At 72.2% G+C, this 25,161-nt stretch carries 18 protein-coding genes and 1 pseudogene; 16 read left to right on the forward strand and 3 right to left on the reverse strand.

Translation table 11 applies throughout. From position 1 onward, the window contains the following. Positions 1–17: 17 nt before the first annotated feature. On the reverse strand, positions 18–998 hold the full coding sequence (locus KVT45_RS34315) for an ATP-binding protein (protein WP_217553054.1): 981 nt from the start codon (positions 996–998) through the stop codon (positions 18–20). Positions 999–1,098: 100 nt separating this feature from the next. Between KVT45_RS34315 and KVT45_RS34320 the strand changes: the two genes are divergently transcribed. Then, complete coding sequence (locus tag KVT45_RS34320) at positions 1,099–1,923, forward strand: oxidoreductase (protein ID WP_217553055.1); 825 nt, start codon at positions 1,099–1,101, stop codon at positions 1,921–1,923. A gap of 355 nt (positions 1,924–2,278) precedes the next feature. Here the strand turns inward: KVT45_RS34320 and KVT45_RS34325 are convergent, their stop codons facing one another. After that, positions 2,279–3,103, reverse strand: coding sequence for an HAD family phosphatase (locus KVT45_RS34325; protein WP_217553056.1), 825 nt, complete (start codon positions 3,101–3,103; stop codon positions 2,279–2,281). Between the two features lie 584 nt (positions 3,104–3,687). Between KVT45_RS34325 and ssd the strand changes: the two genes are divergently transcribed. The 7 genes and pseudogenes from ssd to KVT45_RS34360 form a co-directional block, all read left to right on the forward strand. After that, positions 3,688–4,788, forward strand: a complete 1,101-nt coding sequence (gene ssd, locus KVT45_RS34330; RefSeq protein ID WP_089099977.1) for a septum site-determining protein Ssd — start codon at positions 3,688–3,690, stop codon at positions 4,786–4,788. After that, positions 4,785–5,957 (forward strand): TadA family conjugal transfer-associated ATPase, encoded by a 1,173-nt coding sequence (locus KVT45_RS34335; RefSeq protein WP_217553057.1) that lies wholly within the window; start codon positions 4,785–4,787, stop codon positions 5,955–5,957. The genes ssd and KVT45_RS34335 overlap by 4 nt, the downstream gene beginning before the upstream one ends. A 114-nt stretch (positions 5,958–6,071) precedes the next feature. Continuing rightward, complete coding sequence (locus KVT45_RS34340; protein ID WP_217553133.1) at positions 6,072–6,923, forward strand: type II secretion system F family protein; 852 nt, start codon at positions 6,072–6,074, stop codon at positions 6,921–6,923. Beyond that, positions 6,920–7,699, forward strand: a complete 780-nt coding sequence (locus KVT45_RS34345; RefSeq protein ID WP_217553058.1) for a type II secretion system F family protein — start codon at positions 6,920–6,922, stop codon at positions 7,697–7,699. Before KVT45_RS34340 ends, KVT45_RS34345 begins: the two co-directional genes overlap by 4 nt. A 66-nt stretch (positions 7,700–7,765) precedes the next feature. After that, positions 7,766–7,954 (forward strand): DUF4244 domain-containing protein, encoded by a 189-nt coding sequence (locus KVT45_RS34350; protein WP_217553059.1) that lies wholly within the window; start codon positions 7,766–7,768, stop codon positions 7,952–7,954. 28 nt (positions 7,955–7,982) lie between these two features. After that, entirely contained in the window at positions 7,983–8,297 is a 315-nt protein-coding gene (locus tag KVT45_RS34355; RefSeq protein ID WP_217553060.1) for a TadE family type IV pilus minor pilin, read from the forward strand. A gap of 116 nt (positions 8,298–8,413) precedes the next feature. Beyond that, a pseudogene (locus KVT45_RS34360) lies at positions 8,414–8,743 on the forward strand (Rv3654c family TadE-like protein); the annotation flags it as partial. 75 nt (positions 8,744–8,818) lie between these two features. Here KVT45_RS34360 and KVT45_RS34365 read toward each other — a convergent pair. Next, a complete protein-coding gene (locus KVT45_RS34365; RefSeq protein WP_217553061.1) occupies positions 8,819–11,272 on the reverse strand; it encodes a DEAD/DEAH box helicase in 2,454 nt (817 codons plus the stop codon). Between the two features lie 82 nt (positions 11,273–11,354). On the opposite strand from KVT45_RS34365, the gene bldG reads away from it, so the two are divergent. The 8 genes from bldG to tmk all read left to right on the forward strand — a co-directional run bounded on the left by bldG (position 11,355) and on the right by tmk (position 24,977). Further along, positions 11,355–11,696 carry an anti-sigma factor antagonist BldG gene (bldG, locus tag KVT45_RS34370; RefSeq protein WP_010986038.1) on the forward strand — a complete coding sequence of 114 codons (342 nt, stop codon included), beginning with the start codon at positions 11,355–11,357 and terminating at the stop codon, positions 11,694–11,696. Between the two features lie 239 nt (positions 11,697–11,935). After that, positions 11,936–12,370, forward strand: a complete 435-nt coding sequence (locus tag KVT45_RS34375) for an ATP-binding protein (protein ID WP_217553062.1) — start codon at positions 11,936–11,938, stop codon at positions 12,368–12,370. A 360-nt stretch (positions 12,371–12,730) separates the two neighbouring features. Next, a complete protein-coding gene (locus KVT45_RS34380; protein ID WP_217553063.1) occupies positions 12,731–15,139 on the forward strand; it encodes a sodium-translocating pyrophosphatase in 2,409 nt (802 codons plus the stop codon). Positions 15,140–15,416: 277 nt separating this feature from the next. Then, positions 15,417–16,094, forward strand: a complete 678-nt coding sequence (locus KVT45_RS34385; protein WP_217553064.1) for a small secreted protein — start codon at positions 15,417–15,419, stop codon at positions 16,092–16,094. A gap of 210 nt (positions 16,095–16,304) precedes the next feature. Continuing rightward, positions 16,305–17,834 (forward strand): class I SAM-dependent methyltransferase, encoded by a 1,530-nt coding sequence (locus tag KVT45_RS34390; RefSeq protein WP_217553065.1) that lies wholly within the window; start codon positions 16,305–16,307, stop codon positions 17,832–17,834. Between the two features lie 391 nt (positions 17,835–18,225). Continuing rightward, positions 18,226–18,423, forward strand: a complete 198-nt coding sequence (locus KVT45_RS34395) for a hypothetical protein (protein ID WP_089099967.1) — start codon at positions 18,226–18,228, stop codon at positions 18,421–18,423. A 255-nt stretch (positions 18,424–18,678) separates the two neighbouring features. Then, on the forward strand, positions 18,679–21,513 hold the full coding sequence (topA, locus tag KVT45_RS34400; protein WP_217553066.1) for a type I DNA topoisomerase: 2,835 nt from the start codon (positions 18,679–18,681) through the stop codon (positions 21,511–21,513). A 143-nt stretch (positions 21,514–21,656) separates the two neighbouring features. After that, positions 21,657–24,977 (forward strand): dTMP kinase, encoded by a 3,321-nt coding sequence (gene tmk / locus KVT45_RS34405; RefSeq protein ID WP_217553067.1) that lies wholly within the window; start codon positions 21,657–21,659, stop codon positions 24,975–24,977. Positions 24,978–25,161 lie beyond the last annotated feature (184 nt).

A 25,161-nucleotide genomic window follows, 5' to 3' on the forward strand; every position in this document is an offset into this window, starting at 1 on the left:
CCAGGGGCGGCCGCCCGTCAGACGGGGGCGGCCACTCCCTCGCCGAGTACGAAGCCGGGGTCGATCTGCGCCGCCAGGTCGGCCCCGGTGCGCTCGTTGCCCCACGACAGGGCGTTCTTCAGGTGGAAGTGGACCATCTGCCGGGTGTAGCGCTCCCAGTCGCGCAGCTCGTACGTCGCGTCGGTGGCTACCTTGAGGGTGCGCAGGGCGCGGGAGTTGGGGTTCTCCAGGAGCTCGAACCGGGGCGGGCGGCCCTTCTCCATGGCGCGCACCCAGTCCGAGTGCCCGACCGTGACCAGCAGGTCGTCCCCGACCTCCGAGCGCAGGAAGTCGATGTCCTCCTGCCCCTGCACCTTGTTGCCGACGACCTTCAGCACGACGCCGAAGTCCCGGGCGTACTCCTTGTACTGGCGGTAGACGGAGACCCCCTTCCGGGTCGGCTCGGCGACGAGGAACGTGATGTCGAAGCGGGTGAACATGCCGGAGGCGAAGGAGTCCGAACCCGCCGTCATGTCGACCACGACGTACTCGTCGGGGCCGTCGACGAGGTGGTTCAGGAACAGCTCCACCGCTCCCGTCTTGGAGTGGTAGCAGGAGACCCCCAGGTCGGCGTCCGTGAAGGGCCCGGTGACCATCAAACGGACGGCGCCACCGTCGAGTTCCACCGGCCGCGCACACGCGTCGTACACCGGGTTGGGCTCCCGCACCCGGACCAGCCGCGAACCCTCGCCGGGCGGGGTCGTCTTGATCATCGTCGCGGCGGAGGCGATGCGCGGGTTGTTGCCGCGCAGGTAGTCCTTGATCAGGGAGAGTCGCTCGCCCATCGCGGGCAGCGCCTCCGCCTCCGTCTCGTCGAGACCGAGTGCGGGGCCCAGGTGCTGGTTGATGTCGGCGTCGACGGCGACGACCGGCGCGCCGGCGGCCGCGAGATGGCGGATGAGCAGGGAGGAGAGCGTGGTCTTGCCGCTGCCGCCCTTTCCGACGAAAGCAATTTTCATGTTCACGAAGGGTAGTCGGGTGATAGCTGTACGTGTCACGTGAAGTGAAGAAGACCACTCCTTCGTGGAGTCCCCGGGCGGGGTGCGTAGTGTCGTACTCATGAGTACGACAGGTGCGACCGCTGACCCGCTCGCGGCTCTGGGCTCGCTGCCCGGGGTGGCCGAGTCCGTGGAGTCCGTGCGCAAGGCCGTGGACCGGGTCTACGGGCACCGGGTCATGCGGCGCCGCAGCAATGCCGTCACCTCGGAGGCGGCGCTGCGCGCCGCCCGGGGCAGCGCCGCGCTGTCCGGTGCCGACTGGGCGCTGGAGGAGGTGCGGCGGCGTTCCGACTTCGGTGTGGACGATGACGCGCGCGTGGTCGGCGCGGCCCTGCGGCTGACCGCGGAGGCGGGCCAACTGCTGTCCATCTGGCGGCAGTCGCCGCTGCGGGTGCTGGCCCGGCTGCACCTGGTGGCGGCCGCGACGGGCGGCGACGAGGTCGGCCGGCCGCGCCGGGCCGGCGAGGGCGTCGACGAGCCGCTGGTGGAACTGGAGCTGCCGGACGCCGACGAGGTGTCGGGGCGCCTGGAGGGGCTCTCCGAGCTGATCGTCGCGGGGGGCGAGGCGCCCGCGCTGGTGACGGCCGCCGTGGTGCACGGCGAACTGCTCGCGCTGCGGCCCTTCACCTCGTGCAACGGGCTGGTCGCGCGCGCGGCCGAGCGGATCGTGCTGATCGGCAGCGGCCTCGACCCCAAGGCGATCTGCCCCGCCGAGGTCGGCCACGCCGAACTGGGCCGCGCCTCCTATCTGGCGGCCCTGGACGGCTATGTCTCCGGCACTCCGGAAGGGATGGCGGCCTGGATCGCGCACTGCGGGCGCGCGGTGGAACTCGGCGTGCGCGAGTCGACGGCGGTGTGCGAGGCGCTGCAGCGCGGGGCGGCGTAGGGCCTGGGCGGAAGGCCGCCCGGGGCTTCGGAAAAGGGTTGCGGCGGTACGAGTTCTCGTACCGCCGCTGGCATGCTCACCGAGTTACCAAGCGTCCTCGATATGTCGCCCATCAGGTCGGGTACTTTGCCCGTCACCTGGTGCGGCTGGCCCGTAATCGACGGGTCGACGTCGCGTGGGTGCCCAGTGTCCATGCTGGGTCCGTGGGGCCAAATGCGTTTTAAAGGTGATCCTCTCGGATGTCCTTTGGTCTCGCGGGCCGCTAACCCCTTTGTACTGCAAGCCCGGAGCAAGCGGAAGCCCTGCCTACAGTTCTTTACTTTTAGGTTCAAAGACGCACTAAAGGGGCGTCGGTTCAGGCGACCGTGCTCCGGCGCCGGCTCGCGTACCAGACCAGGCCCGCGGTGGCCGCCGCCGCCCCTATGGCCGCCGCGGCGACCAGGGCCGGGCGCGGGGGCGTGGAGATCCGCTGCTTGAGCCGTACCGGCCGGTGGAAGTCCAGGATCGGCCAGCCGCGGGCGAGTGCCTCGCGGCGCAGTGCGCGGTCCGGGTTCACGGCGTGCGGATGCCCGACGGCCTGGAGCATCGGCACATCGGTCGCCGAGTCGCTGTAGGCGTAGCAGCGGTCCAGGTCGTACCCCTCGGAGGCGGCCAGGTCCCGGACGGCCTCGGCCTTGGTGGGGCCGTACGCGTAGTACTCCACCTCGCCGGTGTAGCAGCCGTCGTCGCCGACGACCATGCGGGTGGCCACCACCCGGTCCGCGCCGAGGAGTTCGCCGATCGGCTCGACCACCTCGGCGCCCGAGGTGGAGACGATGACGACGTCCCGGCCGGCCTGGTGGTGCTCCTCGATGAGGGAGGCGGCCTCGTCGTAGATGATCGGGTCGATCAGGTCGTGCAGGGTCTCGGCGACGATCTCCCTGACCTGCTGGACATTCCAGCCACGGACGAGGCCGGACAGGTACGCGCGTGTGCGCTCCATCTGGTCGTGGTCCATACCGCCGAGCAGGAACACGAACTGGGAGTACGCGTTGCGCAGCACCGCCCTGCGGTTGATCAGACCGCCTTGGTAGAACGACTTGCTGAAGGTGAGCGTGCTCGACTTCGCAATGACCGTCTTGTCCAGGTCAAAGAAGGCCGCTGTGCGAGGCAAGGAGTGGTTTTCCACGACCCCGAGCATAGGCGCCCACCATTCGGCGTAAGGTGTGGCGCGTGGGTTTGCCTGAGAGGGCTCTCGGGTACACCATGGAAGTCACGGATCGTTCGCGACCGTGCTAACCCGGTCCGGCTCCTCCCCCCCCGAGTCGGCCGTGGAGACGACCCCCACTCTCCCCCCCGGTGGGGGTCGTCGCATGTCCGGACGGGTTTTTTCCTCTCTCTCGCAGGCCGTGAGGCCTTGATCGGGCGGCCTCGGCCGCCCTTCTCGTATGCCCATGATCCGTCACGGTGGGTAGTCGTAGCGCTGCGCTGTGGAAGTCGCGCAGGGCCCGGAACGGGCCTCACCGGTAGGGGTGGCAGCGATATTCACAACCATCGGGTTGTCCACAGTTTTGGACCAAGATCCACACGATTTCCGGGTTCGCTGCACCGTGATTCCAGCGCGCTCCGGCGGCGGCGAGTTCATGGCCGGTTCCGTTTGTCGGGCGCCAATGGCCGGTTTCTGTCGGCCGTGCATATGGAGGCCGCTTGCCGGTTCTTCGCACGTTTGGGAATCGCGTGGCCGCAGGGGCCATGCGGGAGAACGCAGCCAAGGGGGAAGCTCACGTGGCCGGAACTGTCACCCAGGACCCGCCGTCCGCCGCCTCGGGACGGCCCGGACGCCCGATGATCGTCACCGAGGACGCCGAACTCCTCGACGACCTGTTGCGCCTGTGCGCGGCGGCCGGCGCCAAACCGGAGGTCCACCACCGCCCGCCGGAACGCGGCGGCGGCTGGGAGTCCGCCCCGCTCGTCCTGGTCGGCGACGACGCCGCGCGGCGGGTGCGCGGCGCCGCACGCCGGCGCGGGGTGGTGCTGGTCGGCCTCGACCAGGACGACCCCGATGTATGGAAACGGGCCGTGGAGATCGGCGCGGACCACGTCCTGATGCTGCCGGACGGCGAGCAGTGGCTCGTGGACCGGATCGCCGACGTCGTCGAGGGCGTGGGCCGCCCGGCCCTCACCGTCGGCGTCATCGGCGGCCGGGGCGGGGCCGGCGCCTCCACGCTGGCCTGCGCGCTCGCCGTCACCTCTGCGCGGGAGGGACTGCGCACCCTGCTCGTGGACGCGGATCCGCTGGGCGGCGGAATCGACGTACTCCTCGGCGGCGAGACGGCCGAGGGCCTGCGCTGGCCCGCCTTCGCCGCCTCGCGCGGCCGGCTGGGCAGCGGAGCCCTGGAGGAGTCGCTGCCCGAACTGCACTCGCTGCGGATCCTCAGCTGGGACCGCGGCGACTGCGTGGCGATCCCGCCGCCCGCCGTCCGCGCGGTGCTCGCGGCCGCCCGGCGGCGCGGCGGCACGGTCGTCGTCGACCTGCCGCGCCGCCTGGACGACGAGGTCGCCGAGGTCCTCACCCAGCTCGATCTCGCCGTCCTTGTGGTCCCCGCCGAACTCCGCGCCATCGCGGCGGCCGGACGGGTCGCGGCCACCGTCGGCATGGTCGTACGCGACCTCAGGGTGGCGGTACGGGGGCCGTACGCGCCGGGACTGGACGACCGCGAGGTGGCCCGGCTGCTCGGCCTGCCGCTGGCCGGCGAAGTCCCCGCCGAACCCGGCCTGTCCCGTCCGGGCCGGAAACCGCCGGGGTCCGTCGCACGCGGACCGCTGGCCCGCTTCTGCAAGGGCTTCTGGGAGCGCACGCTGGTCGAGGCGGGGGGCGCCGTATGAGGCCCGGCACCGCGGGCGCGGACGGCCCGGCCCTGCTCGACGGGGTACGGCGCTGGCTCGCCGAGAGCGGCGCCGAACCGACACCCGCGCGGGTGGCACAGGCGCTGCGCGCACAGGGCCGGGTCCTCGGTGACGCCGAAGTCCTCGGCGCGGCCGAGCGACTGCGCTCCGAACTGGTCGGCAGCGGCCCCTTGGAACCCCTCCTTGCCGACCCCACGGTCACCGATGTCCTGGTGACCGCCCCGGACCGGGTCTGGGTGGACCGCGGCGGCGGCCTGGAACTCACCAGGGTCGCCTTCCCGGACGCGGCGGCGGTACGACGCCTAGCGCAGCGGCTGGCCGCGGTGGCCGGCCGGCGCCTGGACGACGCGCGGCCCTGGGCGGACGCCCGGCTGCCCGACGGCACCCGCCTGCACGCCGTCCTGCCTCCGGTGGCCATCGGCTGCACCTGCCTTTCCCTGCGGGTGGTCCGGCCCCGGGCGTTCACGCTCGACGAACTGGTCGCGGCCGGGACCGTGCCCCCGGGCGGCGACCGGATCCTGCGGGCGCTCATCGCCGCCCGGCTCTCTTTCTTGGTCAGCGGCGGCACCGGCACCGGCAAGACGACCCTGCTGAGCGCGCTGCTCGGCCTGGTCGGACCGGGGGAGCGGATCGTGCTCGCCGAGGACTCGGCGGAGCTCAGGCCCGAACACCCGCATGTCGTACGGCTGGAGACCAGACCCGCCAACCAGGAGGGCGCCGGCCTGGTCACCCTGGAGGACCTGGTCCGGCAGGCCCTGCGGATGCGGCCCGACCGGCTTGTCGTCGGCGAGGTCCGCGGGCCCGAGGTGGTCCACCTGCTGGCCGCGCTCAACACCGGCCACGAGGGCGGCTGCGGCACCGTGCACGCCAACGCGGCCGCGGACGTACCGGCCCGCCTGGAAGCCCTCGGCACGGCCGCCGGGCTCGACCGGGCCGCCCTGCACAGCCAGCTGGCGGCCGCACTGTCGGTGGTGCTGCACCTCGTACGGGACCACGCGGGCCGGCGTCGGATCGCCGAGGTGCATGTCCTGGAGCGGGACCCCTCCGGTCTGGTGCGGACGGTACCGGCGCTGCGTTGGGAGGCGGAGGCGTTCGCCCGGGAGCCGGGGTGGGAGCGGTTTCGGGGGCTGCTCCGGAGTGCGGAGTGACATGAGTGACGTGAGTGACATGGGTGAGCTCTGAGCTTCCGGGCGGCCGACCGATTCCGGTCTGAAGTGACTTCAGTGATCAATGAGTTGAGAGGGGCAAGTGTGATGGGTGAGATGACGGCCGGTGTTGCCGTGGTGTGCGGCGGGGTCATGGCCTGGCTCCTGGCCGAGCGGCAGCGCGAGGTACGGCGGACGCGGCTGCTGCTCGCCGGCGGTGGGGTGGTGGCCATCGGGCCGCCCTCCTGGGAGCAGGCGCTCGGGGAACTGCGGCGGCTGCGCGGCCGTTGGCGGGGTGAGTGGTGGGCCCTGGCCGCCGGCGTCGCGCTCGCGCTCCTCGCCGCCTCGGTCCTGCCGGTCCTCGCGGGGGCGGCCGGGGTGCCGGTGCTGCGCCGGGTGCGGCTGGCCCGAGAGGCGCGGCGGACCGGACAGGCGCGCGCCGACGCGGTGATCGTGCTGTGCGGCGCGCTCGCAGGCGAGGTGCGCGCGGGACGGCAGCCGGGCGAGGCGCTGTTGCGGGCCGCCCGGGACTCCGGTGCCCTCGGCGAGGCCCAGCCGGCCGTGGTCGCGGCGGCACGCTTCGGCGGCGACGTGCCGGGCGCGCTGGCGGTGGCGGCACGGCAGCCGGGCGCCGACGGCCTGCTGGGGCTCGCGGCCTGCTGGCGGGTGGCCGTCGACCAGGGCGCCGGTCTTGCGGCCGGCCTCGACCGCCTGGACGCCGCCCTGCGCGCCGAGCGGGACCAACGTGCCGACCTGCGTGCCCAGTTGTCGGGCGCCCGGGCCACCGCGGTGATGCTCGCCGCTTTGCCCGCCCTCGGTCTTCTGCTCGGCTCCGCCATGGGCGCCGACCCGCTGCGGGTGCTGCTGCACACGGGGGCCGGTCTGGGGTGCCTGGTCATCGGGGCGGTGTTCGAAGGCGCCGGGATGTGGTGGGCGGCCCGGATCGTGCGGGGAGCTGAGGCGGCATGAGCGCGGAGGTCGTCCACAGGCTGGGGGTGGCGGTCGCGGTGCTTGCGGCCCTGGGCTGGTCGGCATGGCGGCTGGAGTGGGCCAGGCGCCGGCGCTGGGCCCGGCGGAAGGCGGCCGAACTGCTCGGCCTGGAGCGGGCTGAGAGGCACGCCGACGTCAGCGGTGCCGCCCGCAGGTGGCTGCCGGTCGTCGGTGTGGTGTGCGGTGGCTGGGTGCTGGTCGGCGGGGTCGCCGGGGCGCTGCTGGGGCTGGGCGTCGCGGTGGGGCTGTGGCGGTGGCGGGGCAGGGCGGGCGACGGAGGCCGGGCGGCCGAGGCGGAGGCGGCCGAGGCCGCGCGCCAACTCCCGCTCGCCGCCGATCTCCTGGCGGCCTGCATCGTCGCCGGGGCCGCTCCGGTGGTCGCCGCCCAGGCGGTGGGAGAGGCGCTCGGCGGTCCTGTCGGGGAAGGGCTGGCGCGGGGCGCCGCGGAGGTGCGGCTGGGCGGTGAACCCGCGGCTGCCTGGCGGCGGTTGGCCGGACTGCCGGGTGCCGCGGCCCTGGCCCGGCTGCTGGAGCGTGCGGACGAGTCCGGGCTCCCGGCGGCCGCGCCCGTCGCCCGGCTCGCCTCGGACGCCCGCGCCGAGTGGGCGAGAAACGCGACCGCGCGGGCGCGGCGGGCGGCCGTGATGATCTCGGCGCCCGTGGGGCTGTGCTTTCTGCCCGCGTTCATCGCGATGGGCGTACTCCCCGTGGTGATCGGACTCGCGGGTGGGGTGCTGCGAGGGGGTGGTGGATGAAGGGCGTGACAGCGGGGCCGTGAACAGGAACTGAAGTCAATTCGAAGCGAGTTCAAGGGAGTCGAGATGCGTGGGATGTACTGGAAGATGTGGAAGCTGGTGCGCCGGGACGCGGGAATGGTCACGTCCGAGTACGCGATGGGGATCATCGCCGCCGTCGGGTTCGCGGCGGTTCTCTACGCGGTCGTGACGAGCGGGCAGGTCAATGCGGAGCTCCAGGCCATCGTGAAACGAGCCCTCAGTGCACGGATGTGAGCGGCGACGCGGGGCGGACCGGGGGTTCGTGACGGCGGAGGCGGCCATGGTGCTGCCGGTGCTGGTGGCGTTCACGATGGCGCTGGTGTGGGGGCTGCTCGTGGTGGCCGCCCAGATCCGGTGCGTGGACGCCGCCCGCACCGGGGCGCGGGCGGCTGCGCGGCAGGAGCCCGAGGACGCGGTCGTCGCGGTGACGAAGGAGGCGGCGCCGGCCGGGGCGGCGGTGACGGTCGGCCGGGAGGGCGACGAGGTGCGGGTGACGGTGGTGGCGAGGCCGCCGGTGCTGGGCGCGTTGCCGTTCGAGGTGCGGGAGTCGGCGGTGGCCCTCGCGGAGGGGCCGTGAGGGGGCGTGCGGTGGTTGGGTGGCTGCGGGCCGGTGGGGGCTGGTCGCGCCCACGCGGCGGAGCCGCAAATGTCACAGCCCCGCGCCCCTTTGGGGCGCGTTGCAGCGGGGCGCGTGATCAAGGTTCTGCCACTGTCTGGAGCGTCGGGGCGATCGCCGTACTGTGCGTGGTGTTCGGGGTCGTGCTCGGGCTGGGGCAAGCCGTCGTGATCCGGCATCGTGCGGCTGGCGGTGCCGATATGGCCGCGCTCGCGGCTGCGGACCACTGGGCCGAGGGGACTACGGCAGCCTGTGCCCAGGCGGACCGCGTGGCACGGGCACAGGGCACGCGGCTGACGCGGTGCGTGATCGTGGGTGACGTCTCGGATGTGTCGGTGGCGTCAGGCGGTGGGCCGTTCGCGGCAGAGGTCCGGGCCAGAGCCGGCCCCGCTGCAACGCGCCCCTGAAGGGGCGCGGGGCTGTCACATTTGCGGCTCCGCCGCGTGGGCGCGACCAACCCCCACCGGCCCGCAGCCGAACGACTACCCCGTCGGCGCCCCCTTCAGCAGCACCGTGAGCAACCGCACCGCCCCCCGCTTGTGCAACGGCTCGTTCCCGTTGCCGCACTTGGGGGACTGGATGCACGACGGGCACCCGGCGTCGCACTCGCACGCGGCGATCGCCTCCCGTGTCGCCGTCAGCCATGTGCGGGCCGTGTGGAAGGCGCGCTCCGCGAAGCCCGCGCCGCCGGGGTGGCCGTCGTAGACGAAGACCGTCGGCAGGAGCGTGTCGGGGTGCAGCGGGATCGACACGCCGCCGATGTCCCAGCGGTCGCAGGTCGCGAAGAGCGGGAGCAGGCCGATGGAGGCGTGTTCGGCGGCGTGCAGGGCGCCGCCGAGGATCTCCGGGTTGATCCGGGCCTCGTCGAGCTGGTCCTCGGTGACGGTCCACCACACCGCGCGGGTGCGCAGCGTACGAGGAGGGAGGTCGAGTTTCGTCTCGCCCAGGACCTCGCCGGTGATGAGCCGGCGGCGCAGGAAGGAGACCACTTGGTTGGTGACCTCGACGGAGCCGTAGCAGAGGCGGCCGTCGCCCCAGGGGACCTCGATGTCGGTCTCCAGGACGGAGATGGCCGTGGTGTCGCGGGCGACCGTGGAGTACGGCGGCTCGGCCTGCTCGACCAGGGCCACCGAGTCCTCCAGGTCGAGGGAGCGTACGAGGTAGGTGCGGCCCTGGTGGAGGTGGACCGCGCCCTCGTGGACGGTGGAGTGGGCGGCGCTCGCGTCCACCGTGCCCAGCAGGCGTCCGGTGCCCTCTTCGACGACCTGCACCGGGCGGCCGCCCTCGCCGCGGATGTCGGTGAGGTCGGCGGCCCGCTCCCGGCGGGTCCAGTGCCAGGCCTTGGTACGGCGGCGCAGCAGCTTCGCGGCCTCCAGCTGCGGGAGCAGTTCCTTGCAGGCGGGGCCGAAGAGGTCGAGGTCGTCGTCGGTGAGCGGGATCTCGGCCGCGGCGGCGCACAGGTGCGGGGCGAGGACGTACGGGTTGTCGGGGTCGAGGACGGTGGATTCCACCGGTTGGTCGAACAGGGCCTCGGGGTGATGGACCAGGAAGGTGTCCAGCGGGTCGTCGCGGGCGATCAGGACGGCGAGCGCGCCCTGCCCGGCGCGGCCCGCCCGACCCGCCTGCTGCCACACAGAGGCCCTCGTACCGGGGTACCCGGCGATCAGTACGGCGTCCAGCCCGGAGACGTCCACACCCAGCTCCAGGGCCGTTGTGGCGGCAAGTCCGAGGAGCTCCCCGGAGTGCAGCGCGCGTTCCAGGGCGCGGCGCTCCTCGGGGAGGTAGCCGCCGCGATAGGCCGCGACACGCCGGGCGAGGGAACGGTCCACCTCGGCCAGCCGTTCCTGGGTGATGACGGAGATCAGCTCCGCCCCGCGTCTGGAGCGCACGAAGGCGACCGAGCGCACGCCCTGCACGGCGAGGTCGGTCAGCAGGTCGGCGGTCTCCGCGGTGGCGGTACGGCGGACGGGGGCGCCCTTCTCGCCGTGCAGCTCGGTCAGCGGCGGCTCCCAGAGGGCGAAGACCAGCTCGCCGCGCGGGGAGGCGTCGTCGGCGATCTCCACGACCGGCAGGCCGGTGAGACGGCCGGCGGCCACGGCCGGCTCGGCGGCGGTGGCGGAGGCCAGCAGGAAGACCGGGGAGGCGCCGTAGCGGGCGCACAGGCGTCGCAGCCGGCGCAGCACCTGGGCGACGTGCGAGCCGAAGACGCCCCGGTAGGTGTGGCACTCGTCGACGACGACGTACTTCAGCGCCTTCAGGAAGGAGGACCAGCGGGCGTGCCCGGGCAGGATCCCGCGGTGCAGCATGTCCGGGTTGGTGAGCACGTAGTTGGCGTACTGGCGGATCCACTCGCGTTCCTCGTACGGAGTGTCGCCGTCGTACACGGCCGGGCGTACGGCGTTGCCCAGAGGTTGTGAAAGTTCCTTCACCGAACGGCACTGGTCCGCCGCCAGCGCCTTGGTGGGCGCCAGGTAGAGGGCGGTGGCGCCGCGGCCGTTGGCGGCCTCGGAGCCGTCCAGAAGGGTGGACAGGACCGGTACGAGATAGGCCAGCGACTTGCCGGAGGCGGTGCCGGTGGCGACGACGACCGACTGGCCGTCCAGGGCGTGCTCGGCGGCCAGCGCCTGGTGCTCCCAGGGATGCTCGATGCCGCACTCCTGCACGGCCGCCACGACTTCCGAACGAATCCGGTCAGGCCAGACGGCATGCCGACCCGCACGCGGGGGCAAGTGCTCCGTATGAGTGATGCGCGAAGCCCGGCTCGGCCCGGAGGCGAGCCGGTCCAGGACCGTGCCCGGGGAGAACCCGGGGGCGGCCGGAACCGAGGGCCGATCGGATCGGTGATTTATGGCCATCGGGACCGAGTGTGTCACTGGAGTGACGGACAATGGGGCCAAGGCGTCGTGCACGCCTGCCGGTAAGTGATTGAATGCCATCGCGGCTGGCGAACCGTCCCTGGGACTGCAAGCCGAGGTGTCCCGAGGGGCGACCGCTCGATAGCAAGGTGCTGGAGGATCCGTGGACCTGTCCCTGTCGACCCGTACCGTCGGCGATCGTACGGTCGTCGAGGTCGGTGGCGAAATCGACGTATATACCGCGCCCAAGCTGCGCGAGCAGCTGGTCGAGCTGGTGAACGACGGCAATTTCCACCTCGTCGTCGACATGGAGGGCGTGGACTTCCTCGACTCCACCGGGCTCGGCGTGCTGGTCGGCGGCCTGAAGCGGGTGCGTGCCCATGAGGGCTCGCTGCGCCTGGTCTGCAACCAGGAGCGCATTCTGAAGATCTTCCGTATCACCGGCCTCACCAAGGTGTTCCCGATCCACACCTCGGTCGAGGAAGCGGTGGCGGCCACCGACTGACCCCGGGTCGGCCGACGTACCCCGGACCGCCGATCGGTCCGTGCCGTCCGGCCGGCCCTCGGCAGGGGCTCGTACGCGCTGTACGGACGCCCGTGCCACCCCCGCCCGTTCGGGCCCGCATGCCCGTGCCGGAAGCCGCGCACGGGCCGCAGTGCCCGCGGCGCACGCAATTCATCGGGGGTCCGGGTTCTTCGGCGACCCGGCCCCCTACCGCACGCCCGTAGTTCCGAGGGGGACGTATGGCCACCGTTGAACTCCGCTTCAGCGCGCTGCCCGAGCACGTCCGCACCGCCCGACTGGTGGCGGCGGCGGTGGCTCGCAGGGCCGGAGTGGACGAGGCCGTCCTGGACGAGGTCCGGCTGGCCGTCGGCGAGGCCTGTTCCCGCGCGGTGGGTCTGCACCAGGCCGCCGGCATCACCGAGCCGGTGCGGGTGGCGCTGATCGAGGAGGAGAAACAGTTCTCCATCGAGGTCGGCGACGAGGCACCCCGTTCTACTCCCGGTGACCGGGCGTCCGGTGGCGCGGCGGACGCGGACGTGGAGACCGAGGAGGACGAGATGGGCCTCGCGGTCATCAGCGGCCTCGTCGACGACGTGGAGGTCACCGCAGGGGAGTACGGCGGGCTGATCCGCATGACCTGGCCGACGACCCCGGCCGGAGTCGCGCTCACCTGAGAGCCACCCCGTTCGTGTACCGAAGGGCCCCACCGAGTGGGGCCCTTCGGCATGTCCACGCTGCCTGCGGCCGGTCGTGCCGGTCGTGCCGGCCGTACTGGCCGTACCGGTCGTACAGTGATCTGGTGCGATGGATTTAGTGAATTCATTCACGATCAATCAGGCGATAATTCGATCAAGTAAACGCCGCCGTCAATGCTTTTAGGGCGTTACCGCTTTCGGGTTCGTCTGCCTGACCTCGATCATTTGCTGAAGAGGCACGAGAAGGCCGATTCCGCTTACCGTCCCCTGTTTAGATCACTCGCGGGTACCTACAATCCGTCCACATCTTGAGCTCAGTCCAAGCGTCAAGGAGGACGAATGGCGGGGCTTTCTACCCCTCATCAGTTGGGCCACCCCACAACCCTCGCGGCCGCAGTCCTGACCGACGACAACCGGGTCCTGGTGGCGGTCATCGCCGCCGTGGCGCTGGCCGCGCTGGTGGTCGCCTGGATCCTGGTGCGCCAGGTGCTCGCGGCCGGCGAGGGCACCGACAGCATGAAGAAGATCGCGGCGGCGGTCCAGGAAGGCGCGAACGCCTATCTGGGCCGGCAGTTGCGCACTCTCGGCGTATTCGCCGTCGTGGTGTTCTTCCTGCTCCTGCTGCTGCCCGCGGACGACTGGAATCAGCGCGCCGGACGGTCGATCTTCTTTCTGATCGGCGCGGCGTTCTCGGCGACCACCGGTTATATCGGCATGTGGCTCGCCGTACGCAGCAATGTGCGCGTCGCCGCGGCGGCCCGCGAAGCCACTCCGGCGGCAGGCGAACCGGAAAAGGATCTCACCGCCGTCTCGCACAAAGCCATGAAGATCGCTTTCCGTACGGGCGGCGTCGTCGGCATGTTCACGGTGGGGCTCGGCCTGCTCGGCGCCTCCTGTGTGGTGCTGGTGTACGCGGCCGACGCGCCGAAGGTGCTCGAAGGCTTCGGTCTCGGGGCCGCCCTGATCGCCATGTTCATGCGTGTCGGCGGCGGCATCTTCACCAAGGCCGCCGACGTCGGCGCCGACCTGGTCGGCAAGGTCGAGCAGGGCATTCCGGAGGACGACCCGCGCAATGCCGCGACCATCGCCGACAACGTGGGCGACAACGTCGGCGACTGCGCGGGCATGGCGGCCGACCTCTTCGAGTCGTACGCCGTGACCCTGGTCGCCGCGCTGATCCTCGGCAAGGCGGCGTTCGGCGACTCCGGACTGGCCTTCCCGCTCCTGGTGCCGGCCATCGGCGTGCTCACCGCGATGATCGGCATCTTCGCGGTCGCCCCGCGCCGCAGCGACCGCAGCGGCATGAGCGCCATCAACCGCGGCTTCTTCATCTCCGCGGTGATCTCGCTCGTGCTGGTCGCGATCGCGGTCTTCGTCTACCTGCCCGGGAAGTACGCGGACCTCCACGGCATCTCCGACGCGGCCATCCGGGCCAAGGACGGCGACCCGCGGATCCTCGCGCTAGTCGCGGTCGCCATCGGCATCCTGCTCGCGGCCGTCATCCAGCAGTTGACCGGCTACTTCACCGAGACCAACCGGCGTCCGGTCATGGACATCGGCAAGTCCTCGCTGACCGGCCCGGCCACCGTGGTCCTCGCCGGTATCTCGATCGGCCTGGAATCGGCCGTCTACACCGCCCTGCTGATCGGCCTCGGCGTCTACGGCGCGTTCCTGCTCGGCGGTACGTCGATCATGCTCGCGCTGTTCGCGGTGGCGCTGGCCGGCACCGGCCTGCTCACCACGGTCGGCGTCATCGTCGCCATGGACACCTTCGGGCCGGTCTCCGACAACGCCCAGGGCATCGCCGAGATGTCCGGCGACGTCGAGGGCGCGGGCGCGCAGGTGCTCACCAACCTGGACGCCGTCGGCAACACCACCAAGGCCATCACCAAGGGCATCGCCATCGCCACCGCCGTCCTCGCGGCGTCGGCGCTCTTCGGGTCGTACCGGGACGCGATCACCACGAACGTGCAGGACGTGGGTGTGAAACTCACCGGTGCGGGCGCCCCGTTGACCCTGTCCATGGACATCTCGCAGCCCAACAACCTGGTCGGCCTCATCGCCGGCGCGGCGGTCGTCTTCCTCTTCTCCGGACTCGCCATCAGCGCCGTGTCGAGGTCGGCGGGTTCGGTGGTCTTCGAGGTGCGGCGGCAGTTCCGCGAGCACCCCGGGATCATGGACTACACGGAGACGCCCGAGTACGGCAAGGTCGTCGACATCTGCACCAAGGACGCCCTGCGCGAGCTGGCCACGCCGGGACTGCTCGCCGTGATGGCTCCCATCTTCATCGGGTTCACGCTCGGTGTCGGCGCCCTCGGTTCCTACCTCGCGGGCGCGATCGGCGCGGGCACCCTGATGGCCGTCTTCCTGGCCAACTCCGGTGGTGCCTGGGACAACGCCAAGAAACTCGTCGAGGACGGTCACCACGGCGGCAAGGGCAGTGAGGCCCATGCGGCCACGGTCATCGGCGACACCGTCGGCGACCCCTTCAAGGACACCGCGGGACCCGCGATCAACCCGCTGCTCAAGGTCATGAACCTGGTCTCCCTGCTCATCGCGCCCGCGGTGATCAAGTTCTCCTACGGCCATGACAAGAGCGTCGGCGTCCGGATCACGATCGCGGTCCTGGCGCTGATCGTGATCGTCGGCGCGGTGTACGTCTCCAAGCGGCGCGGTATCGCCGTCGGCGACGACGAGGGCAGTGCCGAACACGTGGCCAAGTCGGCCGATCCTGCGGTGGTTTCGTAGGCGGTCTTACGGCGGCCGCCGGGGCCTCACGAGAGGTCCCGGTCAACGAGCGGGCGGATGGCGTGTGCTGACACGCCGTCCGCCCGCTTCGCGTGCCAGGACGCTCGCCGCCTGTCGTGTGCCGGAGTGCGCCGGAGTGTGCCCGGGGGCGGGATGTGCGCGTCGTCTCGTCGTGAGCCTTCTCTCCCTTGGTGCAAAAATGCCCAAAAGCGTACTTAGTGGGTGCTTCCATGAGGGTGCTGTCCGTACGCCGTGTAGATTCCGGGGGCCGAGAGCCATGGAAGGGACCGATCCGGTGAACAAGAAGCTCGCGGCCGCACTGTCCGGCGGTGCGGTACTGGTGGTGGCGCTGTCCGGGTGCAGCAGCAACAACAAGGGCACCGACCCGAAGCTGATCGCCTGGGCCAAGACCGTGTGCGACGCGGTGCCGGCGCAGGACGCGAAGATCAAGGCGGCGAACGAGGCGATCTCCACGGCGGTCTCCGACACCACGAGCTCGCCCGCGACCATCCAGAAGACCGACTCCAAGGCCTTCCAGGACATGTCCGACGCCTACAAGGCGCTCGCCTCCGCCATCAGCGGCGCCGGCGCGCCCCCCGGGGTCGACGAGGGCGCCAAGCGCCAGCAGAACGTCGTCACGACCCTCAACAGCCTCTCCGCGTCCTACGCCGACCTGAAGAAGAAGGTCGACGCGCTCGACACCAAGAACCAGGCGAAGTTCGCCTCGGGCCTGCAGGACATCGCCTCCCAGACGACGCAGCTGGAGACGCAGAGCAAGAGCGGCACCGCGGCGCTGCAGGCCCTGGAACAGGGCGAGGTCAAGGACGCGATCGCCGAACAGGCCAGCTGCAAGAAGGTCTCCGCGACGACGACGGATCCGGCGTCGACACCCGCGTCGACACCCGCGTCGGGATCGACGGCGTCTGCGTCTGCGTCGGCGGCGACCGCGGGCTGAGGCAGGGGCCGCTGAGCCCCCGGTGCCGGGAGCCGAGGTCGGGGTCGGGGGCAGGGGCGGAGCCCGCTCTGTGCGCTGAGGCCCGGCGCCGAGCCCCGGTGGTCCGGGGCCGTGGTCCGGGGCCGTCGGGCCGAGTCCGTCGGGCCGAGCAGAGTCCGGCGGTCCGGGCCCGTGTGCTGAGCCCGCGACCGGGTGGGCCCGCGGGCCACAATGGAGGGCGTGACTGACTCCGGCCTCGCCACTCTGCCCGCCTCCGACCGCCCCGACGTCGCCGCCCGGCTGCGCACCGCCCTGCTGGGCGCCTCCTTCACCGCCGACGGGCTGCTCGACCTGCTCGGCGCACCCGCGTACGCGGCGCTGGCCCGCAGCGAGACGGTGCCCGCGCTGCGGGCGACCCGCGGGGACACGCCCCTGGAGACGCTCGTCCGGCTGTTCCTGCTCCAGCAGCCCGTGCCGTACACGCGCGTGGCCGGTGTGCTGCCCGCCGACGACCTCCTGGACAGCGGCTGGCTGACCCGCGTGGGCGGCGACGAGGTCGCGGCCACCGTGGACGTACGGCCGTACGGTGGCTCCGACGGCGAGGACTGGTTCATCGTGTCCGACCTCGGGTGTGCCGTCGGCGGGGCCGGCGGCATCGGGCGGCGGCACGAGGGTGTCGTCCTCGGGGTCGGCGGCGCGTCCACGACACTCGCCGGCATCACCGTCCGTACGCCCGTCGCCGCCGCCCTCGACCTCGGCACCGGCTCCGGGATCCAGGCGCTGCACGCCGCCCAGCACGCCACGCGCGTGACGGCGACCGACCTCAACCCCCGCGCGCTGCACATCACGGCGCTCACGCTGGCGCTCTCCGGCGCACCGGCGGCCGATCTGCGCGAGGGCTCGCTGTTCGAGCCGGTCAAGGAGGGGGAGACGTTCGACCTGATCGTGTCCAACCCGCCGTTCGTGATTTCTCCCGGCGCCCGGCTGACGTACCGGGACGGCGGGATGAGCGGGGACGATCTGTGCCGCTCGCTCGTTCAACAGGCCGGGGAGCGGCTGAACGAGGGCGGGTTCGCGCAGTTCCTCGCCAACTGGCAGCACGTCGCCGGGGAGGACTGGCAGGACAGGGTCAGGTCGTGGGTGCCGCGCGGCTGCGACGCGTGGATCGTGCAGCGCGAGGTGCAGGACGTCAACCAGTACGCCGAGCTGTGGCTCAGGGACTCCGGCGACCACCGCGGGGACCCGGCGGAGTACCAGGCCCAGTACGACGCGTGGCTGGACGAGTTCGAGGCGCGCAAGGTGAAGGGGGTGGGATTCGGCTGGATCACGCTGCGGAAGACGGGCGCCGCCGTGCCCTCGGTCACCGTGGAGGAGTGGCCGCATCCGATCGAACAGCCGCTCGGCGAGACGATCCGCGCGCACTTCGACCGCCTCGACTACCTCCGTGGCCACGACGACGCGGATCTCCTCGAAGGCCACTTCAGGCTCGCCGTCGAGGTGGTCCAGGAGCAGGTCGGACTGCCCGGCGCCGAGGACCCGGAGCACGTGGTGCTGCGCCAGCACCGCGGGATGCGCCGCGCGACCAAGGTGGACACGGTCGGCGCCGGGTTCGCAGGGGTGTGCGACGGCACGCTGAGTGCGGGTCGGATTCTCGACGCCATCGCGCAACTGATGGGCGAGGACCCGGTCTTGCTGCGCGACCGTACGCCCGCGCAGATCCGGCTGCTGGTGGAGCAGGGGTTCCTGGAGCCGGCGGTCTGACGGACCGGAAGACATGCCCGGCGGACCCGTGCCAGGACGTGGATGTGCCGGAGGAGTACCCGTGGGCGCCTGTAGGTACTTGTAGGTACCCGTAGGCACCCACGGGTACTTGTGGGGGCACCCTCGGGAAGGCCCGGAGGGCACGCGGGAGAAGAGCCCGCAGGACGCGCCGGGAGAAGAAAAGGGCCGGAAAAATCTGGCCGGAACCTTCGCCCCGTGGTCCGTCCGTGGTCCGTCGCCGGTCCACCTCTAGTCAGTCGATCGGATGTTCGAGCGGCTTACGGTTGCCCGTTCACCTCGATTTCGCCCCTCGGCCTCCCGCCCGCCGCCCGTACGTGCCAGTCTCCGGGCGCTGGGCAGTCGCAGGTGGCAGGGAAGGGGTGCGCGGGCCATGGAGAGCGGACCGGCGATCTTCGCGGGGGTGGTGTTCGCCCTGTTCGGAGGCGCGCTGCTGGTGTGGACCGGAACCCGGCTCCGGCGTGGCGAACCCGTCGCCCAGGGTGTGAGCCAGGTCGCATCCGCGACCCTCGCGAGCCTGGCCGCGGTGGTCGCGCTGGGCCTCGCGGCGTACTGCCTGACCCGCCTCTGAAGGCATCCCTCCGGTGATCGGAGCGTCACGCTCCGGACAGGACCGGGAGAGCGACCGGGGACTCCGGGCGGCAGGAATGGCGGTAGTCGGGTTACCGTTCGAGTGGCCGTTGTGAGCTTTTCCCGTTTGACACGGGGGCGGGATGTACCGTCACACTCCGCAGCGTCACCAAGTGAGCGGGCATCCCAGCCCGTGCCACGACCCCGGGAGCAAGGCCTGGGGAGGCCACAGCGTCGACCGGAGAGAAGAGCGAAGTTGTCCCCGACCAGCGAGACCGCACAGGGCGGCCGCCGACTCGTCATCGTCGAGTCGCCTGCCAAGGCGAAGACGATCAAGGGCTATCTGGGCCCCGGATACGTCGTCGAAGCGAGCGTCGGGCACATCCGTGACCTTCCCAACGGCGCCGCGGAGGTGCCCGAGAAGTACACCGGCGAGGTCCGGCGCCTCGGCGTGGACGTCGAGCACGACTTCGAACCGATCTATGTGGTCAACGCCGACAAGCGGGCCCAGGTCAAGAAGCTCAAGGACCTGCTGAAGGACTCCGACGAGCTCTACCTCGCCACCGATGAGGACCGCGAGGGCGAGGCGATCGCCTGGCACCTCCAGGAGGTGCTCAAGCCCAAGGTCCCGGTCAAGCGGATGGTCTTCCACGAGATCACCAAGTCCGCGATCCAGGCCGCCGTCGCCAACCCGCGCCAGCTCAACCAGAAGCTCGTCGACGCCCAGGAGACCCGCCGCATCCTCGACCGCCTCTACGGCTACGAGGTCTCGCCGGTCCTGTGGAAGAAGGTCATGCCGCGCCTGTCGGCCGGCCGTGTCCAGTCCGTGGCGACCCGGCTCGTGGTGGAGCGGGAACGCGAGCGCATCGCGTTCCGTTCCGCCGAGTACTGGGACCTGACGGGCACCTTCGGGACCGGCCGGGCAGGTGACCCGAGCGACCCGTCGTCCCTGGTCGCCCGCCTGCAGGCCGTCGACGGCAGGCGCGTGGCCCAGGGCCGTGACTTCGACTCGCTCGGGCAGCTCAAGACCGCGAACACCCTCCACCTCGACGAGGCGAACGCCCGCGCGCTCGCCGTGGCCCTGGAGAGCACCCGGTTCTCGGTCCGCTCGGTCGAGTCCAAGCCGTACCGCCGCTCGCCGTACGCCCCGTTCCGTACGACGACCCTCCAGCAGGAGGCCTCGCGCAAGCTCGGCTTCGGCGCGAAGGCCACCATGCAGGTGGCCCAGAAGCTGTACGAGAACGGCTACATCACGTACATGCGTACGGACTCCACGACGCTGAGCGACACCGCGATCGCGGCCGCCCGCGCCCAGGTCACGCAGCTGTACGGCGCCGACTACCTGCCCTCGGCCCCGCGGACGTACGCCGCGAAGGTCAAGAACGCGCAGGAGGCGCACGAGGCGATCCGCCCCTCGGGTGATCGTTTCCGCACGCCCGCCGAGACCGGCCTCACCGGTGACCAGTTCAAGCTCTACGAGCTGATCTGGAAGCGGACCGTCGCCTCGCAGATGAAGGACGCGACCGGCAACAGCGTGACGGTCAAGATCGGTGGCACCGCCGCCGACGGCCGGGACGTCGAGTTCAGCGCCTCAGGCAAGACGATCACCTTCCACGGCTTCCTGAAGGCCTACGTCGAGGGTGCCGACGACCCGAACGCCGAGCTGGACGACCGCGAGCGCCGGCTGCCCCAGGTCGCCGAGGGCGACGCGCTCAGCGCCGAGGAGATCACGGTCGACGGGCACGCCACCAAGCCCCCGGCCCGCTACACCGAGGCCTCGCTCGTCAAGGAGCTGGAGGAGCGCGAGATCGGCCGCCCGTCGACGTACGCGTCGATCATCGGCACGATCCTCGACCGCGGCTACGTCTTCAAGAAGGGCACGGCCCTCGTGCCGTCCTTCCTGTCCTTCGCCGTGGTCAACCTTCTGGAGAAGCACTTCGGCCGGCTGGTCGACTACGACTTCACCGCCAGGATGGAGGACGACCTCGACCGCATCGCCGCAGGTCAGGCCCAGGCGGTGCCGTGGCTGAAGCGCTTCTACTTCGGCGAGGGCGGCGAAGGCACCACCACGGGCGGCGCGGCCGACGCCGGCAACGGCGACGGGGACCACCTCGGCGGCCTCAAGGAACTGGTGACCGACCTGGGCGCGATCGACGCGCGCGAGGTGTCGTCGTTCCCGGTGGGCAACGACATCGTGCTGCGGGTCGGCCGCTACGGCCCGTACATCGAGCGCGGCGAGAAGGACTCCGAGGGCCACCAGCGGGCGGACGTGCCGGACGACCTCGCCCCCGACGAGCTGTCCGTCGAGTTCGCGGAGGAGCTGCTCGCCAAGCCGAGCGGTGACTTCGAGCTGGGCGCCGACCCGGAGACGGGCCACCAGATCATCGCCCGTGCCGGCCGCTACGGCCCGTACGTCACCGAGGTGCTCCCCGAGGGCACCCCGAAGACCGGCAAGAACGCGGTCAAGCCGCGCACGGCGTCGCTCTTCAAGTCGATGGCCCTGGACACGGTCACCCTGGCGGACGCGCTCCGGCTGATGTCGCTGCCGCGCGTCGTCGGCACCGACGCCGAGGGCCAGGAGATCACCGCGCAGAACGGGCGCTACGGGCCGTACCTGAAGAAGGGCACGGACTCGCGCTCGCTCACCTCCGAGGACCAGCTCTTCACGATCACCCTCGAAGAGGCGCTCCAGATCTACTCCCAGCCCAAGCAGCGCGGCCGGGCCGCCGCCAAGCCGCCGCTGAAGGAGCTGGGCACCGACCCGGTCAGCGAGAAGCCGGTCGTGGTGAAGGACGGCCGCTTCGGGCCGTACGTCACCGACGGGGAGACCAACGCGACCCTGCGCTCCGACGACAGCGTCGAGACGATCACCCCGGAGCGCGGCTACGAGCTGCTCGCCGAGAAGCGGGCCAAGGCGCCCGCCAAGAAGACGGCGAAGAAGGCGCCCGCGAAGAAGACTGCGGCCGCCAAGAAGGCCGCGCCGGCCAAGAAGGCGGCGGCCAAGAAGACCGTCGCGAAGAAGACGACGACCACGGCGAAGACGGCGGCCAAGAAGGCGACGGCTTCCCGGACGGCGTCCGCGGAGGACTGAGAGGGCTGAGAGGGCCGAGAAACACGCTCGGTCCCTCACATCGGCTTCGCAATGTGCACGCCCCGGCATCAACTTGGTGTCGGGGCGTGTGTACCTGTGGACGGCCGCGACAGGCTGTCCGTGGCTGCCGATAGGCTGAAAGCATGACGCGAGCCGAGCAGCCAACGGCCCCCCAGACAGATCCGGACGACGCGCTGGTAGCGGATTCCCGCGAGCGCGCCGTCCGCTCGCTGCTGCGCCGACCCGAGCTCAGGCGGTTGTGGAGCGCCCAGCTCGTGAGCGGTATCGGCGACAGCCTGGCATTGCTGGTGCTTGTCGTGCTCACGCTTCAGGCGGCAGTCGCCCAGAGCTCGTTCGGCGGCGGTTACCGCGATGCGGCGCTCGCGGTGGCGGTCGTCTTCGGGGTGCGCATTCTCGCCACCCTGCTCTTCGGCGCGGTCCTGCTGGGCCCGCTCACCGCGCTGACCGGGCAGGACGGCCCGCTCGACCGCCGCTGGACCATGGTCGGCGCCGACGGCCTGCGTACCGTCCTGCTGATCATCGCGCCCCTGTGGATCGACTGGACGCCGGCGAACGCACTGACGCTCCTCCTGGTGACCGCCTTCGTCACCGGAGTCGCCGAGCGCTTCTGGACCGTCTGCCGGGAGAGCGCGGCCCCCGCGCTGCTGCCCGCCCCGCCCCCGGAGGGCGCGACGGTACGACCGCTCCCCGACCACCTGGACGCCCTGCGCCGGCTGTCGCTGCGGACGACGTTCCTGGCGATCCCGCTCGCGGCCGCCGCCCTGGTCGTCGCGTCGCTGGTCAACAACCTGCTGGGCACGGGCATCGCCTGGTTCGCCCAGCACCAGGCGGCCCTCGCGTCGTACGTGGCGGCGGGCCTGTTCGCCGCCTCCCTCTCGGTGCTGGTCTACCTGGAGGTGCCCGGCACCCGCACCCCGCGCGCGCGGTCCCCGCTGGAGGGCCTGCGCCGACCCAAGACCGCCACCGGCACCGACACGGGCCGCACCGGCGCCATCCCGCTCCTGGTGCTGGCCTGCGCCGCGGTCGCCGGAGCGATCTCCGCGGCCGTCGCCGTCGCCGTACTGCACGCCAGGGACCTGCACGGCGGCCCGGTGCTGTACGGCCTGCTGGTGCTCGGGCTGACCGGCGGGGTCGCCGTCGGCATCCGTACGGCGCCTGCGCTGCTGCCGACGCTCTCGCGCCGCCGGCTGCTGTCGCTGGCGATCGCCTTCACCGGCATCGCGCTGCTGGCCGCAGGGCTGGTCCCGGACGTCACCACGGTGCTGCTGATCGTCACGCTGGCCGGCATCGGCGCGGGCGTGGCCGCCAACACCGGGCACACCCTGCTCGACCAGGAGACCGAGGACTCCCGCCGGGCGCGGACCACCGAGCACCTGCACGCGGTGGTCCGGGTCGCCATAGCGCTCGGCGCGCTGATCGCCCCTCTGGTGGCCGCGCTGATCGGACCGCACCGGCTGGAGAACGGCAAGTTCGTCTTCGCGCACGGCGGAGCGGCGTTCACGCTGATGCTGGTCGGCGCGCTGCTGCTGCCGGTGGCCGCGCTGGTGCTCGCCAAGGTCGACGACCGCGCGGGCGTACCGCTCCGCCACGACCTGCGGGACGCGCTGCTCGGCGGCGACGACCCGACGCAGGCACCCACGGCGAACGGTTTCTTCATCGCCCTGGAGGGCGGCGACGGCGCCGGCAAGTCCACCCAGGCCGAGGCTCTCGCCGAGTGGATCCGCGCCAAGGGCCACGAGGTCGTCCTCACCCGCGAGCCCGGCGCCACCCCGGTGGGCAAGCGGCTGCGCTCGATCCTCCTCGACGTCTCGTCCGCCGGTCTGTCGCACCGCGCGGAGGCGCTGCTGTACGCCGCCGACCGCGCGGAGCACGTCGACACCGTCGTCCGGCCCGCCCTGGAGCGCGGCGCGATCGTCATCTCCGACCGGTACATCGACTCCTCCGTCGCCTACCAGGGCGCGGGCCGCGACCTGTCCCCGACCGAGGTCGCCCGCATCAACCGCTGGGCGACCGCCGGACTCGTCCCGCATCTGACCGTCCTGCTGGACGTGGAGCCCGGGACCGCCCGCGAGCGGTTCACCGAGGCGCCCGACCGGCTGGAGTCGGAGCCCGCCGAGTTCCACGCGCGCGTGCGGGCCGGTTTCCTGACGCTGGCCGCCTCCGACCCCGGCCGCTACCTGGTGGTCGACGCCGGTCAGGAGCCCGAGGCCGTCACCACCGTCATCCGGGCCCGGCTCGACACCGTGCTGCCGCTCTCCGAGGCCGAGGTCAAGGCCGCCGAGGAGGCGCGCAAGAAGGCCGAGGAAGAGGCCCGCCGCAAGGCCGAGGAAGAGGCCGCGCGCAAGGCCGAGGAGGAGCGCCTGGAGCGTGAGCGCCAGGAGCAGCTCGCCAAGCTGCGCGCCGAGGAGGAGGAGCGCAAGCGCCGCGAGCTGGAGGAGGCGCAGCGCCGCGAGGCCGAACGGCAGGCGGAGGAGGCCCGGCTGCGGGCCGAGGAGGCGCGTAGGCGGGCCGAGGAGGAGCAGGCCCGGCTGCTCGCCGAGGAGAAGGCCCGCGCGGAGGCCGAGGCCCGCCGCAAGGCCGAGGAGGAACAGCGCCGCAAGCAGGCCGAGGAGGAGGCGCGGCTGCGTGCCGAGGCCGAGGAACGGCGCCTGGAGAAGCAGCGCAAGGCCGAGGAGGCCCTCCTCAAGGCCGAGCAGGCGCGGCGCGCCGCGGCGGAGGCGGCGGCAGCGGCCGACGTGGCCGCCCAGCAGTCCGCCGCACGGCAGCCGACGGCTCCCGGTGTCACACCGGAGGCGATGACCGTGCCGACGCCGGTGGTGAGGCCGGAGGCCGGGCGGGGCGAGCCGGAGGCCGGGCGGGGCGAGTCCGAGGCCCGGGACGACGAGACGAAGGTGCTGCGCCCGGTGCGGGACGAGCGGGCGCCCGCGGCCCGGGAGTCCGACTCCGAGGTGACGGCGGAGCTGCCGCAGCCGCCGGTGCAGCCCGCGGGCGCGGCCGACGAGACGGCGGTGCTGCGCCCGGTGACGCCGGGCGCGGCGGACGAGACGGCCGTGCTGCCGGCGGTGCAGTCCGGCGCGGCCGACGAGACCGCCGTGCTGCCGCCGGTGACGCAGGGGGCGGCCGACGAGACCGCCGTACTGCCTCCCGTGCGCGACGATGCCGCCGCTCCTGCCGATGCCCCGGCGGACCGGATGCCGCCCGGGTTCTTCCGGGACGAGCGGGCGGGCGGGAACCCCGACGGCTCCGAGGGCCGCACCCGCGAGCTCCCGCAGGTCGACGCCGACACCGGCGGTCAGGCCCGGCGTCAGCGCCCCCGGCCCGACTGGGCCGAGGAGACCCCGCTGGACGACCTGCCGTCGCTGGCGGACGAGCTGCTGGGGTCGTACGAGGAGCCTGATCACGACGACGAGCGGGGTCGCCGGGGCCGCGGCCGACGCGGCTGAGGTTCTTGTGCGGGGGCGGTGCGGGTCGGGGTCCGGCCGGTGCCGCCCCCGTTGCCGTGGGCGGGCGGGAGACGAGACAACCGGCCGTCCCGGTTGTCCGCGGACCGCGTTGTCAGTGGGCACCCGCACAATGGAGTCCGGACCACGGAACCGGTGGACTTCGGGCCACGGAACCGGTGGGCTC

It is taken from the genome of Streptomyces sp. GbtcB6 (assembly GCF_019091475.1).
Classification (GTDB): domain Bacteria; phylum Actinomycetota; class Actinomycetes; order Streptomycetales; family Streptomycetaceae; genus Streptomyces; species Streptomyces hyaluromycini.

What these genes read in the sequence shown, in the direction of transcription:
- KVT45_RS34340 (WP_217553133.1), top strand. Translation starts at nt 6,072, where the DNA reads ATGACGGCCGGTGTTGCCGTGGTGTGCGGCGGGGTCATGGCCTGGCTC.
- KVT45_RS34350 (WP_217553059.1), top strand. Translation starts at nt 7,766, where the DNA reads ATGCGTGGGATGTACTGGAAGATGTGGAAGCTGGTGCGCCGGGACGCG.
- KVT45_RS34325 (WP_217553056.1), bottom strand. Translation starts at nt 3,103, where the DNA reads ATGCTCGGGGTCGTGGAAAACCACTCCTTGCCTCGCACAGCGGCCTTC.
- KVT45_RS34320 (WP_217553055.1), top strand. Translation starts at nt 1,099, where the DNA reads ATGAGTACGACAGGTGCGACCGCTGACCCGCTCGCGGCTCTGGGCTCG.
- tmk (WP_217553067.1), top strand. Translation starts at nt 21,657, where the DNA reads ATGACGCGAGCCGAGCAGCCAACGGCCCCCCAGACAGATCCGGACGAC.
- KVT45_RS34335 (WP_217553057.1), top strand. Translation starts at nt 4,785, where the DNA reads ATGAGGCCCGGCACCGCGGGCGCGGACGGCCCGGCCCTGCTCGACGGG.
- KVT45_RS34380 (WP_217553063.1), top strand. Translation starts at nt 12,731, where the DNA reads ATGGCGGGGCTTTCTACCCCTCATCAGTTGGGCCACCCCACAACCCTC.
- KVT45_RS34395 (WP_089099967.1), top strand. Translation starts at nt 18,226, where the DNA reads ATGGAGAGCGGACCGGCGATCTTCGCGGGGGTGGTGTTCGCCCTGTTC.
- KVT45_RS34365 (WP_217553061.1), bottom strand. Translation starts at nt 11,272, where the DNA reads ATGGCATTCAATCACTTACCGGCAGGCGTGCACGACGCCTTGGCCCCA.
- KVT45_RS34390 (WP_217553065.1), top strand. Translation starts at nt 16,305, where the DNA reads ATGGAGGGCGTGACTGACTCCGGCCTCGCCACTCTGCCCGCCTCCGAC.
- KVT45_RS34385 (WP_217553064.1), top strand. Translation starts at nt 15,417, where the DNA reads ATGGAAGGGACCGATCCGGTGAACAAGAAGCTCGCGGCCGCACTGTCC.
- KVT45_RS34345 (WP_217553058.1), top strand. Translation starts at nt 6,920, where the DNA reads ATGAGCGCGGAGGTCGTCCACAGGCTGGGGGTGGCGGTCGCGGTGCTT.
- KVT45_RS34315 (WP_217553054.1), bottom strand. Translation starts at nt 998, where the DNA reads ATGAAAATTGCTTTCGTCGGAAAGGGCGGCAGCGGCAAGACCACGCTC.
- KVT45_RS34375 (WP_217553062.1), top strand. Translation starts at nt 11,936, where the DNA reads ATGGCCACCGTTGAACTCCGCTTCAGCGCGCTGCCCGAGCACGTCCGC.